General features: G+C 74.4%; 17 protein-coding genes. 9 read left to right on the top strand and 8 right to left on the bottom strand.

Features of this window, described 5'->3' with window-relative positions; all coding sequences use genetic code 11:
• Positions 1-37: 37 nt before the first annotated feature.
• Positions 38-730, top strand: a complete 693-nt coding sequence (gene hemQ, locus C8D89_RS00510; protein WP_116706137.1) for a hydrogen peroxide-dependent heme synthase — start codon at positions 38-40, stop codon at positions 728-730.
• A 93-nt stretch (positions 731-823) separates the two neighbouring features.
• Positions 824-1,141 carry a hypothetical protein gene (locus C8D89_RS00505; protein WP_116706136.1) on the top strand — a complete coding sequence of 106 codons (318 nt, stop codon included), beginning with the start codon at positions 824-826 and terminating at the stop codon, positions 1,139-1,141.
• Here the strand turns inward: C8D89_RS00505 and C8D89_RS00500 are convergent.
• The 3 genes from C8D89_RS00500 to C8D89_RS00490 form a co-directional block, all read right to left on the bottom strand.
• Positions 1,131-1,547 carry a PH domain-containing protein gene (locus C8D89_RS00500; RefSeq protein ID WP_116706135.1) on the bottom strand — a complete coding sequence of 139 codons (417 nt, stop codon included), beginning with the start codon at positions 1,545-1,547 and terminating at the stop codon, positions 1,131-1,133. The genes C8D89_RS00505 and C8D89_RS00500 overlap by 11 nt on opposite strands.
• A 169-nt stretch (positions 1,548-1,716) precedes the next feature.
• Positions 1,717-2,142, bottom strand: coding sequence for a peptide-methionine (R)-S-oxide reductase MsrB (gene msrB / locus C8D89_RS00495; RefSeq protein ID WP_116706134.1), 426 nt, complete (start codon positions 2,140-2,142; stop codon positions 1,717-1,719).
• Positions 2,143-2,181: 39 nt separating this feature from the next.
• The gene (locus C8D89_RS00490) at positions 2,182-2,502 is read right to left on the bottom strand and encodes a hypothetical protein (protein WP_423716605.1); all 321 of its coding nucleotides are present in this window, start codon (positions 2,500-2,502) and stop codon (positions 2,182-2,184) included.
• Between the two features lie 49 nt (positions 2,503-2,551).
• On the opposite strand from C8D89_RS00490, the gene C8D89_RS00485 reads away from it, so the two are divergent.
• The 3 genes from C8D89_RS00485 to C8D89_RS00475 all read left to right on the top strand — a co-directional run bounded on the left by C8D89_RS00485 (position 2,552) and on the right by C8D89_RS00475 (position 4,863).
• Positions 2,552-3,022, top strand: a complete 471-nt coding sequence (locus C8D89_RS00485; protein ID WP_116706133.1) for a MarR family winged helix-turn-helix transcriptional regulator — start codon at positions 2,552-2,554, stop codon at positions 3,020-3,022.
• 17 nt (positions 3,023-3,039) lie between these two features.
• Positions 3,040-4,074 carry a non-homologous end-joining DNA ligase gene (gene ligD / locus C8D89_RS00480; RefSeq protein ID WP_116706132.1) on the top strand — a complete coding sequence of 345 codons (1,035 nt, stop codon included), beginning with the start codon at positions 3,040-3,042 and terminating at the stop codon, positions 4,072-4,074.
• 414 nt (positions 4,075-4,488) lie between these two features.
• A complete protein-coding gene (locus C8D89_RS00475) occupies positions 4,489-4,863 on the top strand; it encodes a hypothetical protein (protein ID WP_116706131.1) in 375 nt (124 codons plus the stop codon).
• 48 nt (positions 4,864-4,911) lie between these two features.
• Here C8D89_RS00475 and C8D89_RS00470 read toward each other — a convergent pair whose 3' ends face one another.
• The 3 genes from C8D89_RS00470 to C8D89_RS00455 all read right to left on the bottom strand — a co-directional run bounded on the left by C8D89_RS00470 (position 4,912) and on the right by C8D89_RS00455 (position 8,493).
• On the bottom strand, positions 4,912-5,097 hold the full coding sequence (locus tag C8D89_RS00470) for a hypothetical protein (protein WP_116706130.1): 186 nt from the start codon (positions 5,095-5,097) through the stop codon (positions 4,912-4,914).
• 1,080 nt (positions 5,098-6,177) lie between these two features.
• Positions 6,178-6,741 carry a hypothetical protein gene (locus tag C8D89_RS00460; protein ID WP_133251786.1) on the bottom strand — a complete coding sequence of 188 codons (564 nt, stop codon included), beginning with the start codon at positions 6,739-6,741 and terminating at the stop codon, positions 6,178-6,180.
• A gap of 453 nt (positions 6,742-7,194) precedes the next feature.
• Complete coding sequence (locus C8D89_RS00455; RefSeq protein WP_243417650.1) at positions 7,195-8,493, bottom strand: MFS transporter; 1,299 nt, start codon at positions 8,491-8,493, stop codon at positions 7,195-7,197.
• Positions 8,494-8,869: 376 nt separating this feature from the next.
• Between C8D89_RS00455 and C8D89_RS00450 the strand changes: the two genes are divergently transcribed.
• From C8D89_RS00450 to C8D89_RS00435, 4 genes are read left to right on the top strand one after another with little or no spacing between them, the layout of a single operon-like run.
• Complete coding sequence (locus tag C8D89_RS00450; protein ID WP_116706126.1) at positions 8,870-9,898, top strand: 3-oxoacyl-ACP synthase III; 1,029 nt, start codon at positions 8,870-8,872, stop codon at positions 9,896-9,898.
• Positions 9,895-10,797: an alpha/beta fold hydrolase gene (locus C8D89_RS00445; RefSeq protein ID WP_116706125.1), complete on the top strand. Its 903-nt coding sequence runs from the start codon at positions 9,895-9,897 to the stop codon at positions 10,795-10,797. The genes C8D89_RS00450 and C8D89_RS00445 overlap by 4 nt, the downstream gene beginning before the upstream one ends.
• Complete coding sequence (locus tag C8D89_RS00440; RefSeq protein ID WP_116706124.1) at positions 10,794-12,416, top strand: fatty acid CoA ligase family protein; 1,623 nt, start codon at positions 10,794-10,796, stop codon at positions 12,414-12,416. The genes C8D89_RS00445 and C8D89_RS00440 overlap by 4 nt, the downstream gene beginning before the upstream one ends.
• Positions 12,413-13,432 carry an NAD-dependent epimerase/dehydratase family protein gene (locus C8D89_RS00435; RefSeq protein ID WP_116706123.1) on the top strand — a complete coding sequence of 340 codons (1,020 nt, stop codon included), beginning with the start codon at positions 12,413-12,415 and terminating at the stop codon, positions 13,430-13,432. Before C8D89_RS00440 ends, C8D89_RS00435 begins: the two co-directional genes overlap by 4 nt.
• Here C8D89_RS00435 and C8D89_RS28945 read toward each other — a convergent pair.
• Positions 13,354-13,971 (bottom strand): TetR/AcrR family transcriptional regulator, encoded by a 618-nt coding sequence (locus C8D89_RS28945; RefSeq protein ID WP_165825487.1) that lies wholly within the window; start codon positions 13,969-13,971, stop codon positions 13,354-13,356. The genes C8D89_RS00435 and C8D89_RS28945 overlap by 79 nt on opposite strands.
• 8 nt (positions 13,972-13,979) lie before the next feature.
• Complete coding sequence (locus tag C8D89_RS00425; RefSeq protein ID WP_165825486.1) at positions 13,980-15,566, bottom strand: FAD-dependent monooxygenase; 1,587 nt, start codon at positions 15,564-15,566, stop codon at positions 13,980-13,982.
• Positions 15,567-15,626: the final 60 nt, after the last annotated feature.

Genomic DNA, 15,626 nt, shown 5'->3' with positions numbered 1-15,626 from the left:
CCCGCGTGCCCGGGACGCGCGGTGGCACGATGGAGCCGTGGCCCGGCTGAACTACGACGAGCTGAACTCGACCGTCCGCTACGCCATGTGGTCGGTCTTCCGCACCGACCCGGCGCGCCTGGGCGAGGACCGCGCAGCCCTCGGCGAGGAGCTCACGGGCGTGCTGGAGCAGGCCGAGGGCAAGGGCGTCGCCGTGCGCGGCGTCTACGACCTGGCGGGCATGCGTGCCGACGCCGACTGGATGGTGTGGACCCACGCTCCCGACGTCGAGTCGCTGCAGGCCACGTACTCGGCGTTGCGGCGCACGGCGCTGGGCCGCGCCTCGACGCCGGTGTGGTCGGGCACGGCGCTGCACCGCCCGGCGGAGTTCAACAAGAGCCACGTGCCGGCGTTCATCGCGGGAGAGGAGCCCCGCGGCTACCTGTGCCTCTACCCGTTCGTCCGCTCCTACGAGTGGTACCTGCTGCCCGACGAGGAGCGCCGCGGCATGCTCGCCGAGCACGGCAAGGCCGCGCGCGGCTACGCCGACGTCCGCGCCAACACCGTGCCGGCGTTCGCGCTGGGCGACTACGAGTGGATCCTCGCGTTCGAGGCCGACCAGCTCGACCGGATCGTCGACCTCATGCGCGACCTGCGGGCCACCGACGCCCGCCGTCACGTGCGCGAGGAGACCCCGTTCTTCACCGGGCCGCGGGTGTCGCCGGGCCAGCTGGTCACGTCGCTGCCCTGATCGTCGCCCGGTCGGGTGCCGTCGAACGGCGGTGGACGGCCGCCCGTCGACCGAGCACTCGCGTCACGCTCCGCGATGTGGCATGTTCCGCACGTGGCGACCGTCGGCTTCCTGCACGTCGCCGCCGCGCACGTCCAGGCGGCCCGGCGGCTCCTCGCGGAGCACGCGCCGGGCATCGTCGACGTGCACGTCGTCGACCGCACGCTGCTCGAGCCCACCGCTGACATCCGCGTCCGCCTGGCCGCCCGGGTCGGCGAGCTGATCTGCCGCGACGTCGACGCCGTGGTGTGCACCTGGCCCTCCCTGCTCGGCGACGTCGTCCGCGTCGCCCGCGAGCGCGGGGTCGCCGCCGTGGGCGTGGAGGAGCTGGCGGCGGCCGCGACGCGCGGGGTGCCGGCCCTCAGTCGATGAGGTGCCAGGTGATGAGGTCGTGGATCTCCGCGGCCTGCTCCTCGCCGCGGCAGGTCACCTCGTAGAACGTGCGCCCGATCTGGATCGCGACGGTGCGGGAGAAGATCGGGTCGTTCTCGGTGGAGACGTAGGCGACCGTCGTGATCCGGCTGTACGGCGCGGTGATCAGCGCCGCGCGCCCACCCGGGAACGCCGTGTCGAGCAGGATGACCCGCCGGTTGGTGATCCCGCACAGCGCGATGGCGCTCTCGCTGGCGTAGACGCCGTCGATCTGCTCCTCGGGCATGAGGCTGTCGCGGACGACGTCGTACTGGACGCTCTCGTCGAACCGCGGCAGCCGCGCGGCCAGCGGGTGCGGGCGGCGCGGGTGGTCGGGGGTGGCCCCGTGGCGGATGGGATGGCCCATCGGCGGCATCGTCCTCTCTCGCTCCGGGTGCAGAGGCGGCTCGCCGTCCTCGACGTTAACGGCCACGGCCGCTCGCGCCCGCCACAGGTGGTCACGGCCACCGGAGCCGCCGGGCAAAGCGTCGGTCCGGCCGTGCCGGCTCCACCGGACGGACCAGTGGTGGTCGTCGTCAGGCGGCGGGCTCGTGGCGCAGGCTGACCGAGTTCATGCAGTAGCGCTGGTCGGTGGGCGTGCCGTAGCCCTCGCCGGTGAACACGTGGCCCAGGTGCGAGTGGCAGCTCGCGCACAGCACCTCGACGCGGGTCATCCCCATCGAACGGTCCTCGCGCAGGATGACGTTGTCGTCGGACGACGGGGCGTAGAACGACGGCCAGCCGCAGTGCGACGCGAACTTGGTCTCGGAGCGGAAGAGCTCGGCCCCGCAGGCGCGGCACGAGTACACGCCTTCGGTGAAGACCTCGTCGTACTCACCGGTGAAGGGACGCTCGGTGCCCGCCTGGCGCAGCACCGCGTACTCCTCGGGGCTCAGCTGCGCACGCCACTCGGCGTCGGACTTGCTGACCTTCGGGGTGCCGATCGAGGCGTCACTGCTCATGCCCCCAGGCTAATACGTCCCGCGGCCCGGCCCGACGGCTCAGAACGCGGTGCGCAGCACGACCTCGAGCGTTTCGAAGATGACGTACCCGGCGCCGAGCAGCACCAGGGTGACCAGGACCACGGCGGCCAACCGGCGCAGCCCGTCGGCGCGGTTGGCCGACTCGGCGAAGTCGCGGACCCCGGCCAGCTGCCCCTCGACGGTGAACGTCGGCCCGACGCGTTCCATGCGGTCGAGGTGCGCGGCGAACGCGCGCGCCTCGGGGTCGTCGGGGTCGAGACCGACGAGGTCGTCGGCGAACCGGCCGGGCGGACCGGGGGCGTCCCCCGGTCGGTCGCGCGGGCCCTCGGACATGGTCATCGGCCCACGGTAACCCGCGAACGGGCAGGTCGGGCCTACCCTGTACGGCATGACGACGGACACCTCGGCGTGCACGACGCTCGACGCGCAGTTGTGCTTCGCGCTGCACGACGCCTCGCGCGCGATCGCGGCGTCCTATCGGCGTGGTCTCGCACCCCTCGGCCTCACCTACAGCCAGTACGTCGCGCTGCTCGTGCTGTGGGAGCACGGGCCGGTGACGATGGGCCGGCTGTGCCGCGAGCTGCACCTCGACAGCGGCACGCTCTCGCCCCTGCTCCAGCGTCTGGAGGAGCGCGGCCGCGTCGTGCGGCGCCGCCGCCCCGAGGACGAGCGCACCGTCGAGGTCGCGTGCACGCCGGAGGGCGAGGCGCTGCGCGAGCCCGCGCTCGCCGTGCAGCGCCGGGTCCAGGCCGAGACGGGCCTCGAGCCGTCCGACCTCGCGCGCCTGCGCAGCGAGCTGCAGGCCCTGGCCGACCGGCTGCGCACCGCCGACGACAGCATCGTGACCGGCGAGGCCTGATCTCCTAGCCTGCCTGCGTGGCGAAGTCCCCGGCCGAGGAGTTCGACGTCGACGGCCTCGCCGTGCGCGTCACCAACCCCGACAAGGTCTACTTCCCGGACCGCGGCATCACCAAGCGCCAGGTCGTCCAGCACTACATCGCGGTGCGCGGGCCGCTGCTCGACGTGCTCTACGAACGCCCGACCCACCTCAAGCGGTTCGTCGACGGCGTGACCGGCGAGTTCTTCTACCAGAAGCGCGTGCCCAAGGGCGCCCCGGAGTGGCTCGAGACCGTCGAGGTGCGCTTCCCCAGCGGGCGCTCCGCCGAGGAGATCTGCCCGACCCGCACGGCCGTGCTCGCCTGGGCCGCGAACCTCGGGACCTTCGACTTCCACCCCTGGCCCGTACGCCGCGGGCAGGTGGATCAGCCCGACGAGCTGCGCATCGATCTCGACCCCCAGCCCGGCACCGACTTCGCCGACGCCGTGCGCGTCGCCGGCGTGCTGCGCGAGGTGCTCGACGACGCCGGCCTGCACGGGCGCCCCAAGACCTCGGGCGGGCGCGGGATCCACGTGATGGTGCCGGTGCGCCCGGAGTGGGACTTCGTCGGCGTCCGCCGCGCCGTGATCGCCCTCGCCCGCGAGGTGTGCCGGCGTGTGCCCGGCGAGGCCACCGTCGACTGGTGGAAGGAGGAGCGCGGGCAGCGCGTCTTCCTCGACTACAACCAGGCCGCGCGTGACCGCACGATCGCCTCGGCGTGGTCGGTGCGCGGCACCCCGCGGGCGACGGTGTCGATGCCGCTGGGCTGGGACGACCTCGGCGACGTCGACCCCGACGACTTCGACGTCCTCACCGCCGCGGGCGTGCTCGCCGAGCGCGGCGACGCCCACGCGGGCCTGCACGACGACCCCCGCGGCCTCGAGACGGTGCTCGAGTGGGTGGAGCGCGACCGGCGCGACCACGGCCTGGGCGATCTGCCCTACCCGCCCGAGTACCCGAAGATGCCCGGCGAGCCGAAACGGGTGCAGCCCAGCCGTTCCAGGGCGGACACCACCGGGAAAACTGTCTCATGAGGATTCCGACGTGCACCCCGTGACCGGAAACGGCGCCGACCGGTCGCGCGGAAGAACTGTTCCGGAAGTCGGTCAACGCCGTCACGAGGAAGTATTTCCCTGTTCGTCGCGCCGTCCGCCGGTGGTCTCGCGGACACTGGGGGAGCCCCCACCTCGGGCGTCCGCCGGCCCCGCCGTTCAACTGTGAGCGGCGGGGCCCGCCCCATTGTATGTGGTCAATTGTTCGACGTCTCCGAGGGTGAGATCGGCGACGTCTTCCACTCCCTGTTCGCGGCCGGTCGCGCGTCGGAAATCTCCCTCAGCGTGTCGCGGCCCCTCAACCTCATGTTGAACTTTAGGGTCTGCCTCGACGCGAGCCGCGGAGGGCAGTCCGCGCGGCGTCGGTGACCGTGGCGGACGACAGGGAGACCGGCGATGTCGGGATGGCGCGAGGACGTGCGGCGTGGAGAGTGGCGATCCGACACGCTCCGCACCTGGGCCTGGGAGGCCTGGGACGAGGGGGCGGACGAGTTCACGCCGATCTTTCGCGCCGTGGCTTCGGACTGGGAGCGCCGGGGCAGGGCCGTCGAGCGCCGCGCCGTCCGGCACGCCCGGGCCTCGGCGACCACGACGCCGCCGGTCCTGCCACGAGCCCGGCCGGCCGAGGACGAGCTGGAGCATCCCGCGGAGCACGGCCGTGAGGCGGAGGTCGTGCCGTTCACGGCTCACGGACGGCACGCCGTGACGTCGCGCGAGGAGGACTCCGGCCGCCACGCGTGCAAGATCGTGAGGTTGGTGCCGCGCGCCTGACGGCCCGTGCCCGACCACCGCGGGCTGGTCGAGGGCGGGCGTGCGTTCTCAGCCGTCGAGACGGTCACCGCGGTTGAGTCGGAGGCGGTGAACGCGATCGAGGAAGTCCTCGACGTCCTCCACCCGGACCGTACCGGCCTTCAAACGGGTGGTCTCCAAGCGTTCCGTCCCGACCGCCAGCAGCATCAACAGCGGCGGCAGGACCGACAGGAGGACCGACAGCCACGCGATCATAGCCGTGCAGGATCCTCCGAGGCCGACCCGTTCCCGGCATTTCGGCTCGCTCGGCGTGTCGCGACCCCGGAAACGACGAATTGCTGTCGATGCGAGAGCGCGATGGAGAGCAAGGGCTGCGTCGGGCCGGCCGTCATCCGCGCGGGCGAATGGCCCAACTTGCTCAGGACAGGGCTCAGGGCCGTAACCCCGGCGTGATGAAATTCGACAAGTCACCAACTCGCTCGCGGCCGCCACATCCGGTGGGGGTCCAGGAGGGGAGTCGGTGTGGCTGCCCTCCGAAAGCCGTGGAGGTGTGGATGGCGGTACGACTCCAGGTCACGCTGACCGGGCTGCGTGTCCGGTTCTCCGGAGCCGACCTCGTCGCCGCGGGTTCGCGTGGGATTTTCCTGCCCTACACACGGATCCTCGGGGCCCGGGTGATGGCTCGGGCCGACGCCGTCGCCTCGAGTCCACGCCTTCCCTGTCCCGGTCTGTGGTGGCCGCGGCGCTACCGCGCCGGCTGCTGGGGAGTCGGTGAACGTCGCCAGCTGTGGAGCGCCCGGCACGGCACACACGTCGTGGTCATCTACCTCTCCGGCCGACCCTTTCACCGTGTCGTCGTGGACGTCGACCAGCCCGACCGGGTTCATCGACGGATCGATGCGGCCCTGCTGCACAGCAAGAAGACCAGCCCTCGGCGCTCGATCCGTCGTCACCGGCGATCCGCCGCCGACCACCCCGAGGCCGATCCCCCTCGTACCGACGAGCGCAGCCGACGGCACCCGGCGCCGAACGGCGCCCCGGTGCCCGCGCACGCGTCCGCGGAGTGCCGCACTGCCACCGGCGAACAGCCGTGCGCGGCAGCGCTCGAGGCGGCGCCGGCATTGCCCCCCGAGCCCGCCCCACCCGGCTCGATCGACCCGGACGTGGCCGCGCGCCTCCGCCTCTACGAGTACCGCGACGGTGAGCGCGCCCGTCGCGCGTCGAGGGGCCCGGAACCGGCCTCCACTCGCCGGCGCTAGAGCCCGGGGCACTGGTCGCCCGCGTCGACGGACCGTCGCACCGTCCTCGGTTGGCGGTTCCGGTGGCCGGTCGGTGCTAGGAGATCCCGGTGAAGGTCAGGAGGTTCCCGCCCGTGCCGAGCCTGTCGGGGTCGGCATGCGGCGTCGGTTCGTCCCCGTCGAGCGGGCGCAGGGCGTGCCGTCCGCCCGCGACCGGTGTCGAGGACAGCGGCCGCCGGCGGCGCTCCGCCCGCCGGATCAGCTCGTCCTCGAGCGAGCCGCCCCGCGGCGGGGGCGGCGGCACTGCGTCCACCGGGGCGAGATCACGCCGGCTCGCGTACCGCGGCTGGACCGGCAGCGGTCCCGTTCCCGGACGCGGCACGGGCATCCAGCCAGGGCGGTCCGTCCCGCCCGCGGACGCGACGCGCGGGGGGAGGCCGTCGACCTCGTGGCGCCGGGCGTCGTGTGGCGGAGGCGGGGGCACGGCGTGCACCGGGGCGAGATCGTGCGCCCGGGCCCCGTGGGTCCGCTGGACCGGCAACGGTCCCGTGTCCGCCGACGACGCGGCCGGCGCGCCGTGGTCCCCCGCGGGCCCGGCCTCGGCGCCCGGGCGGTCCGCGACGACGTCGTCGCGCCGGCGCCGCTCCCACTCCGACGCCACGGCCTGGAAGATCGGCGTCGGCTCCCAGGCCCCCCGCGCAGGTGAGGGCGGCCCTGGCACCGCGTCCCGGGTGCGTCGCGAACGCCGGCCCGTTGACGCGACCGCCGTCGCACCGAGCGGTCCGGCGGCGGTCGCCGGATCGGATTCGACGGGCGGTCGCTGGTGCTGCGACGCCCCCTGCCAGGTCCCGGTGCCGAACGCGTCGGCGCGCCACCCTCCGACGGGCGCCCCCTGTCGCTGCCACATCTCTCCGGCCTCCTGCCGCACTGTTCCCGATGGGTCGCCACCGCGCGGAGGTCCACACCACGCGCCTCGGGCGACGAAGCCGGAACCTTAAACCTCAAGATGACCTTGATGTGGGTGGTATCACACGGGTCCACTTGCCACCCCGAGAACGTCCCTCCGCGGGTGGCTGTCGGTGGCGCAGCAGCAGCAACGAGCCCGCCCGATCGGTCACGCGGCGCGCGCCTCGTCGCCGCGAGGGCCGGTGATGGGCAGGACGGCGACCAGCCCGGCGAGCAGGACGAGCACGATGCCGACCATCCCCGCGCGCTGGGTGCCGAAGGCCGCGACGAAGCCGGTGAACGCCAGCGGTCCGAGGAAGCTCACGGCGCGGCCCGTGGTCGCGTAGAGCCCGAAGGCCTCGCCCTCCCGCGCCGGCGGGACCACGCGGACGAGGAAGGTGCGGCTGGCCGACTGGGCGGGGCCGAGGAAGACCGACAGCGCCAGCCCGCACACCCAGAACGCGGCCCTGCCGGTGAACAGCACGAGGAGCGTTCCGGCCAGGAGCATGCCGGCCAGTGAGGCGACGATCACGGCCTTCGGGCCGAGCCGATCGTCCAGCCGGCCGCCGACGAGTGCGCCCAGCCCGGACGTGAGGTTCGCCGCGATCGCGAACACCACGACCTCGGCCTGGCTGAAACCGAAGGTCCCCGCGGCGATGACGCCGCCGAAGGTGAAGACCGCCGCCAGCCCGTCGCGGTAGATCGCGCTGGCGCCGAGGAACGCGAGCAGCCGCCGGTCCGAGCGCCACATCTGAGCGATCCGCCGCCCGAGCACGGCGTAGCTGGCGAGGACGTTGCGGGGCACCGCCTCGCCGGACGCGGGTGCCTCGGGCACCAGGAGGAACAAGGGCAGCGCGAAGACCGCGAACCAGAGCGCCGCGGTCAGCGCGACCGCGCGGATGTTCAGACCGTCCTGCGCGGTGACCCCGAACAGGCCGACGTCGGGCTGCACGAAGGCGAACAGCACGAAGGCCAGCACCACGACGGTGCCGAAGTACCCCATGCCCCAGCCGAACCCGGAGACCCTGCCCCGCGTCTCCCGGGTCGAGACCGCCACGAGCAGCGCGTTGTAGTTGACCTCGGCGAACTCGAAGAACACCGAGGCCACGGCGAGCAGGACCAGGCCGAGCAGCAGGTAGGCCTGCTCGTCCCGCACGGCGAACATCGCCGCCATGCAGGCGATGACGACCGCGCTGTGCACGCCCAGCCAGACCTTGCGTCGACCGCGTGCATCGGCGCGCTGCCCGGTGACCGGCGCCAGCAGCGCCACGCACACCCCGGCGGCGGTGAGGGCGAGACCGAGCGCCCGGGCGCCGGCGTCCGGGTCCGCGGCCACGGCATCGGTGAGGTACACCGCGAACACGAACGTCACGATGATCGCGCTGAAGGCGGAGGCACCCCAGTCCCACAGGGCCCAGCCGAGCACCGCCGGGGTGCGCGTGCTCCCGCGACGCCTGGTCGCTCTCACGGCCCGCGATCCTCGGGCGGGCGCGCGTCCGTGCACAGTGCCGACGACGGCTCGCTGCCGGGACCTGCGGCGGCCGCGATCGGTCCCTCGGCCTCTGGCGGGGCGCGGCCCGTGTGCCGGTGGGGAGAGATCCGACCGCACGGCGAATACGAGAAACATCGCACGGTCTCCGGCGCCGTACCCCTCGGTAGTGCCGTATCGTGCGAGGTCGACAATTCTCCTGCGGGTGTCGTCGTGGGTGCGCCCGTTCGGTGGAGACAGCACCCGATCTTTCCTGTTACCGCAGTTCGTGTGAACGACGGTATCAGCCGTCGTCGGGGAGCAGACGATTCCGTCTCCTGTGCGCGCTCGACGGTCGGCACGCATTCTCGGGGGCATGAGAGCGGCACAGCGGTACGACGACGTCGTGATCACGGGCCTGGCACACGTCGATGCGCCGCACGTGGTCACCTCCACCGAGCTGGAGGACCGGATCGCGGGGACGTTGCAGCGCCTGCGCATCACGCCGGGCCTGCTGGAGAAGCTCTCGGGCATCGCGGAACGGCGCGTCTGGGACGAGGGCACGATGCCCAGCGAGGTGGCCGCGCGGGCGGGGGAGGAGGCCCTGGCGCGCAGCGGCGTCGACCGCGCTGACATCGGTGCGCTGATCAACACCTCGGTGAGCCGCGACCACCTCGAACCGTCGACGGCGAGCATCGTCCACGGCCGCCTCGAATTGTCCCCGGAGGCCGTGAACTTCGACCTCGGCAATGCGTGCCTCGGATTCCTCAACGGCATGAACATCGTGTCGACGATGATCGAGGCGGGCGAGATCGACCACGGTCTCGTGGTCGCCGGAGAGACGAGCCGTTTCGCGATGGAGTCGACGCTCGCACGCCTGGCGGGCGATGGCGCGACGCGCGCGATGTTCCACGAGCAGTTCGCCACCCTCACCGTCGGCTCGGGGGCCGTGGCGATGGTCCTCTCGCGCGCCGACGGCCCGGGCGGGCACCGCTTCCTGGGTGGGCTGGGGCGTGCCAGCACGATCGGGAACTCGGGGCTGTGCGTCGGGCAGGCCGACGAGATGCGCACCGACAGCTCCGGCCTGCTCACGGCGGGCATGGAGCTCGCAGGACGTGCGTGGAAGGACGCGGTGGCCGCGTTCGACTGGGACACCGACAGCTACGACGTCTACTGCCTGCACCAGGTCAGCAAGGTGCACACCCGCGCGGTGGCCGACCAGCTCGGACTCGACCACGACCGCTTCCCGTCCCAGTACCCGTGGTTCGGCAACATCGGCCCGGCGGGCGTGCCCACCGTGCTGTCCAAGGCGGTGGAGGACGGCACCGTCACCGACGGCAGCCGGGTGATGCTCATGGGGGTCGGGAGCGGGATCAACGCCGCCGCCGCGGAGGTGATCTGGTGACGACCACCGTGCCCGGGTTCACCTTCACCGAGCGGACCGTGGAGGTCGGCGGCCACGCGATGGCGTACGTCGACGAGCGGCCCGGGGGAGAGGGCACCGGGCCGCCGGTGCTGCACGTCCACGGCAACCCGACCTGGTCGTTCTACTTCCGCTCCCTGCTGGCGACGCTGCCCGGGGACGGGTTCCGGGCGATCGCTCCCGACCACATCGGCATGGGTCGGTCGGACAAGCCCGCGCGCGCCGACTACCCGTACACGCTCTCCCGCCGGGTCGCCGACCTCACCGCCTTCGTCGACGCCCTCGACCTCGACGAGCCGGTCTCGCTCGTCGTGCACGACTGGGGCGGGCCGATCGGGCTGTCCTGGGCGGTCGACCACCTCGACCGCGTCGACCGGGTCGTCGTGCTCAACACGGGCGCGTTCCCGCTCCCGGCGGGCAAGCGCATCCCGTGGTCGCTGCAGGCGGCGCGGCTGCCGGTCGTCGGCGACGTGGCGGTCCGGCGCCTCAACGCGTTCTCCCTCGGCGCGCTGGCGATGGGCACCGGGCGTCGCTGGCTGGACGCCGAGGCCCGCCGCGGGCTGCTCGCTCCCTACGACAGCCCCGCCCACCGTGTCGCGGTCCACGCCTTCGTGCAGGACATCCCGACCGGCCCGGCCGACCCCGCCCAGCCCGTGCTGGAACACCTCGCCGAGCGCCTGCCGCTGCTGGACGCGAAGCCGGTCCAGGTGCACTGGGGGATGCGGGACCCGGTGTTCGACGCCGAGATCCTCGACCACCTCGTCGGGCACCTGCCGCGCGCGGAGGTGCACCGCTACCCCGACGCCGGCCACTACGTGCTCGAGGACGCCGCGGACCGGATCGTGCCGCGGGTCCGGACGTTCCTGGCCGCCGGGCGATGACCGCGACGTCGCCGCAGGCACCGCCCACCCTCGACGGCCTGCTCGCCGAGCACGCCGCCGCCCGGCCGGGCGCCGACGCGCTGGTGCTCCCCGGACCGCTCGGGTTCCGCCGGGTGACCTTCGCTGCCCTCGAGCGCCGGGTCGACGCCGCCGCGGGCGGGCTGCTCGCCGCGGGTGTCGGGCCGGGCACCCGTACCGCGCTGCTGGTGCCCCCGGTCGCCGACTTCTTCGTGCTGGCCTACGCGCTGCTGCGCGTGCGGGCCGTGCCCGTCGTCGTCGACCCCGGGATCGGCCTCGACCGGGTGCGCGCCTGTCTCGGCGAGGCCGCGCCCGAGGCGTTCGTCGGCGTCGCGAAGGCCCACCTCGCGCGCCGCGTGCTGCGCTGGTGCCCCGACGCGTGGGTCGCCGTCGGGGCCGGCCCCGTGCCCGTGCCCGGCGCGCTGTCGCTGCGCCGGCTGGAACGCGAGGGCGCCCGCCGTGGGCCGTTCGCCCCCGTCGCCCGACCCACCGGCACGCCCGCCGCGATCCTGTTCACCAGCGGCAGCACCGGCCCGCCCAAGGGCGTCGAGCACCACGAGGACGGGTTGCTCGCCCAGGCCGGCCTCGTGCGCGACCTCTACGGGCTCGGTCCCGGCGACGTCAGCCTCGCGACCTTCCCCCCGTTCGCGCTCTTCGGCCCGGCCCTCGGGATGACCACGGTGGTGCCGCGCATGGACCCGACGAAGCCGGCGAAGGTCGTCCCGGCGCGTCTCGTGCGGGCCGCCCGGCGCACCGGGGCCACGGTCATGTTCGGCTCGCCCGCGGTCCTCGACCGCCTCGGCCGCGGCGCGCCGGCGGGGACGCGGTTGCCGACCCTGCGCCAGGTGATCTCGGCCGGCGCCCCGGTGCCGCGCGACGTCCAGCGCCGCGTGCTCGCCCTGCTCGACCCGGGCGCGCAGGTCCACACCCCCTACGGCGCCACCGAGGCGCTCCCCGTCGCGTCGGTGGGCAGCGACGAGCTGCTCGACCTGCCCGACGACGGCATCTGCGTCGGGCGCCCGGTGCCCGGTGTCGACGTCGCCCTCGTGCGGCCGACGGACGGGCCGATCGAGGAGCTCACCCCCGACCGCCACGTCGCGCCCGGCGAGGTCGGCGAGGTCGTCGTCCGCGGTCCCGTCGTCAGCCCCGCCTACGCCGACCGGCCGGCGGCGACGGCGGCGGCCAAGCTGCGCTGGGACGGGAGCCTCGCGCACCGGATGGGCGACCTGGCCTCCGCCGACGCCGCGGGCCGTCTCTGGTTCGCCGGCCGGGTCTCGCACGTCGTCCACACCGCCGGCGGCCCGCTCCACAGCGTCCCGTGCGAGGAGGTGCTCAACCGGCACCCCGCGGTGCGCCGCACCGCGCTGGTGGGGGTCGGGCCCGACGGCGACCGGAGGCCGGTGGCGGTGGTCGAGATGCTCCCCGGGCACCGGCTGACCCCGGTCGTGGCCGACGAGCTGCGCGCCCTCGCCGCCGACGACGCGCGCACCCGGTCGATCACCACCCTGCTCGAGCACCCCGGGCTGCCCGTCGACCCGCGGCACAACTCGAAGATCGACCGTGAGGCGCTCGGGCGCTGGGCGGCGGGTGAGCTCGCGTGAGGGCCCTGGTCACGGGCGGCGGCGGGTTCCTCGGCGGCGCCGTGGTCGACGCGCTGCTCGATCGCGGCGACGACGTCGCCAGCGTGGCCCGCGGCGACTACCCGGCCCTGCGCGAGCGCGGGGTGACCACCCACCGGGGCGACCTCGCCGACCCCGCCGTCGCGCGCGCCGCGGTCGAGGGCGTCGACGTCGTGTTCCACGTCGCGGCGCGGGCCGGCATCTCCGGCAGCGAGGCGCAGTACCGCCGCAGCAACGTCGACGCCACCCGCGTGCTGCTCGACGCCTGCCGCGACGCGGGCGTCGGGCGCTTCGTCTTCACGAGCACGCCCAGCGTGGTGCACACCGGCGGCGACATCGCCGGCGGCGACGAGTCATTGCCCTACGCCACCCACTTCGACGCGCCCTACCCGGAGACCAAGGCCGAGGCCGAGCGCCTGGTGCTCGCCGCGAACGGTCACGGGCCGGCCACCGTGGCGCTGCGCCCGCACCTCGTGTGGGGACCGGGCGACACCCAGCTCGTGCCGCGGATCCTCGCCCGCGCCCGGTCCGGGCGGCTGCGCCTCGTCGGTGACGGCTCGGCGCTGATCGACTCCACCTACGTCGACGACGCCGCCCGGGCCCACCTCGACGCCGCCGACCGCCTCACGCCCGGCGCGGCCTGCGCGGGCCGGGCGTACTTCGTGACGTCCGGCGACCCGCGCCCGGTGCGCGAGCTGATCAACGGCATCGTCGTCGCGGGCGGGCTCGCCCCGGTGCACGCCACCGTGCCCCTGCCCGTGGCCCTCGCCGCGGGAGCTGCGGTGGAGACGGTATGGCGGCTGCTCGAACGCCTGCCGGTGCCGGTCGGCGTGGGGGAGCCGCCGATGACCCGCTTCCTGGCCCGGCAGCTGGCCACGGCGCACTGGTTCGACATCACCGCCGCGCGCCGCGACCTCGGCTACGTCCCGCGGGTGCCGCTCGACGAGGGGTTCGCGCGGCTGGCGGCGTCGCTGGAGACGACGCCGGCGTCGCCGTGACTACGGGCCGCGGCGAGCCGGTCGAGAAAGGCGCGGAGCAGGTGCTCGGCGGCCGCGGCGTCCCCGCCGCGCGCGAGGGACAGCACGGCGATGCCGGTCGACAGCGCCTGCACGAGGGCGACGTCGACCGGGTCGGGCTCCGCGCCGACCGTCGCCAGCAGGTCCGCGCCGAGCGGTCCCACACCCGCCGCCAGCGCGTCGAACGAGGCGCGCACCGCCGCGTCCCGGTCGGCGGCCTGGGTCAGGGCCAACAGGATCCGGGTGTGCTCGGGGGCGGTGAGCACCTGCGCGAGGGCCGCCACCTGCTCGCCGGGTCCGCCGGCGGCCGCCTGTGCCTCGCGGAGCACGGCGATGCGCCGGCGTACCGCCTCCTCGGCCACCGCGGCGAGCAGGTCGTCGCGGGTCGGGAAGTAGTAGGTGAGGTGGCTCTGGCGCAGACCCGCCCGCGCGGCCACCCGGGGCTGGGTGAACCCGCCCGGTCCCGAGTCGCCGATCACCTCCAGTGCGGCCTCGACGATGGCGCGGCGCTTGTCGGCCACGATCGCCCCTACGGTGCCACGGGCTCGGGGACGCCGAGGGAGTCGGCGAGGTAGCGCCGCAGGAGCTCGGGGTCGGCCGCGTCGGCGACGAGGCCGAGGTAACCGTCGGGCCGGACGAGCGCGAGGCCCTCGTCGCCGAGGCCGTAGTGCCGCCCGATCACGTCGCCGTCGTCGACGACCTGCTCCCCGCCGTCGGCGGACGCCGCCCGCACGACCCGCACCACCGTGCCGAGGTCGCCGAGCACCCGGTGCAGCGCGTCGACCGTGTCGGTGTCGTCGCTGCGGGCGAGCAGCAGCAGCCCCGGCCGCACGAGGAGGTCCGCGATCGTCACGGCGGAACCGTCGGGACGTCGCAGGCCGTCGGGGTCCGGCGCGTGGTCGCCGGCGCGCGCCGTGCCGTGCCGGTGGTGGCCGTGGTGGACCGCCAGGCGGCCGTCGCGGTAGGCGATGGTCACCTCGGCCGTCTTCGCGGCCGCGGCGTCGCCCACCGCGGGGGTGTGACCGACGACGAAGAGGGCGGCGTCGCGCAGCACCGCGCCGACGCCCGCCGCGGTACCGACGTTCGTCAGCGCGGTGGTCGTGCGGACGACCTCGGCGCCGACGGGGTGACGTTCGTCGTGGTAGGTGTCGAGCAGCCGGGCGTCGGCCCCGTGCCGGGCAACGAGGGCGAGCTTCCAGGCCAGGTTGGCCGCGTCCTGGATGCCGGTGTTCATGCCCTGCGCCCCGGCCGGGCTGTGGATGTGCGCGGCGTCGCCGGCGAGGAGCACCCGGCCGTGGCGGTACTGCGGGACCTGGGCATGGTGGACCTCGAAGTAGGTCAGCCACAGCGGGTCGCGCATCCGGACCTGCCCGCCCATGCGCGCGTCGGCGAGGGCCTGGATCTCCTCCAGCGTGGGGGCGGTCGCGCCGGCGGGTGGCGCGTCGACGAGGAAGATCGTCCGGGCGCGGGCCCCGGCCAGGGGGAAGAGCATCCCGACGCCGTCGGGGTGGGTGAACATGCGGATGGTGTCCGGCGACAGGGCGGTCTCGGTCTCCACGTCCGCCATGGCGAAGTGCTGGCCGTGGAAGCCGCCCTCCAGGTGGGTGCCGACCAGGTGGCGGGTGGTGCTGTGGCCGCCGTCGGCGCCGACGACCCAGCCCACCCGCGTGGTGCGCTCGCCGTCGTCGGATCGCAGGGTGACCTCGACGCCGTCGTCGTCCTGGGTCAGCGCGATGAGCTCGACCCCACGCTCCACGACGATCCCGAGCTCGTCGGCCCGCTCGGCCAGCACCGCCTCGCTGTCGGGCTGGGCGATGTCCAGCAGGAAGGCGTAGCGGCTCGGCACCTCGCCGAAATCGATGCGGGCGCGGGTGTGGCCCGTCGCGCCGTCGACCATCGCCAGGCCGTCGACGCGACGGCCCCGGGCCAGCATGCGCGGCAGCGCGCCGAGCGGCGCGAGCATCTCCATGCTGCGGGCGTGCACGGTGACGGCACGTGACTCGGTGGTGGGCCGATCCAGCTTGTCGACGACCCGCACCGACACCCCGAGCCGCGCGAGCTGGCAGGCCGCCGTCAGCCCCACCGGCCCCGCTCCGACCACCAGTACGTCGTCCATGCCCGCACCCTCCACCGCGCTGTTTGGTAGACCAACCAAGTGCAGACCCGCAGCTCGGAC

The organism is Actinomycetospora cinnamomea (assembly GCF_003096675.1).
Taxonomy (GTDB): domain Bacteria; phylum Actinomycetota; class Actinomycetes; order Mycobacteriales; family Pseudonocardiaceae; genus Actinomycetospora; species Actinomycetospora cinnamomea.
Note: the sequence above shows the minus strand (reverse complement) of the source record. Positions and strands in the feature narration are given on the sequence as shown.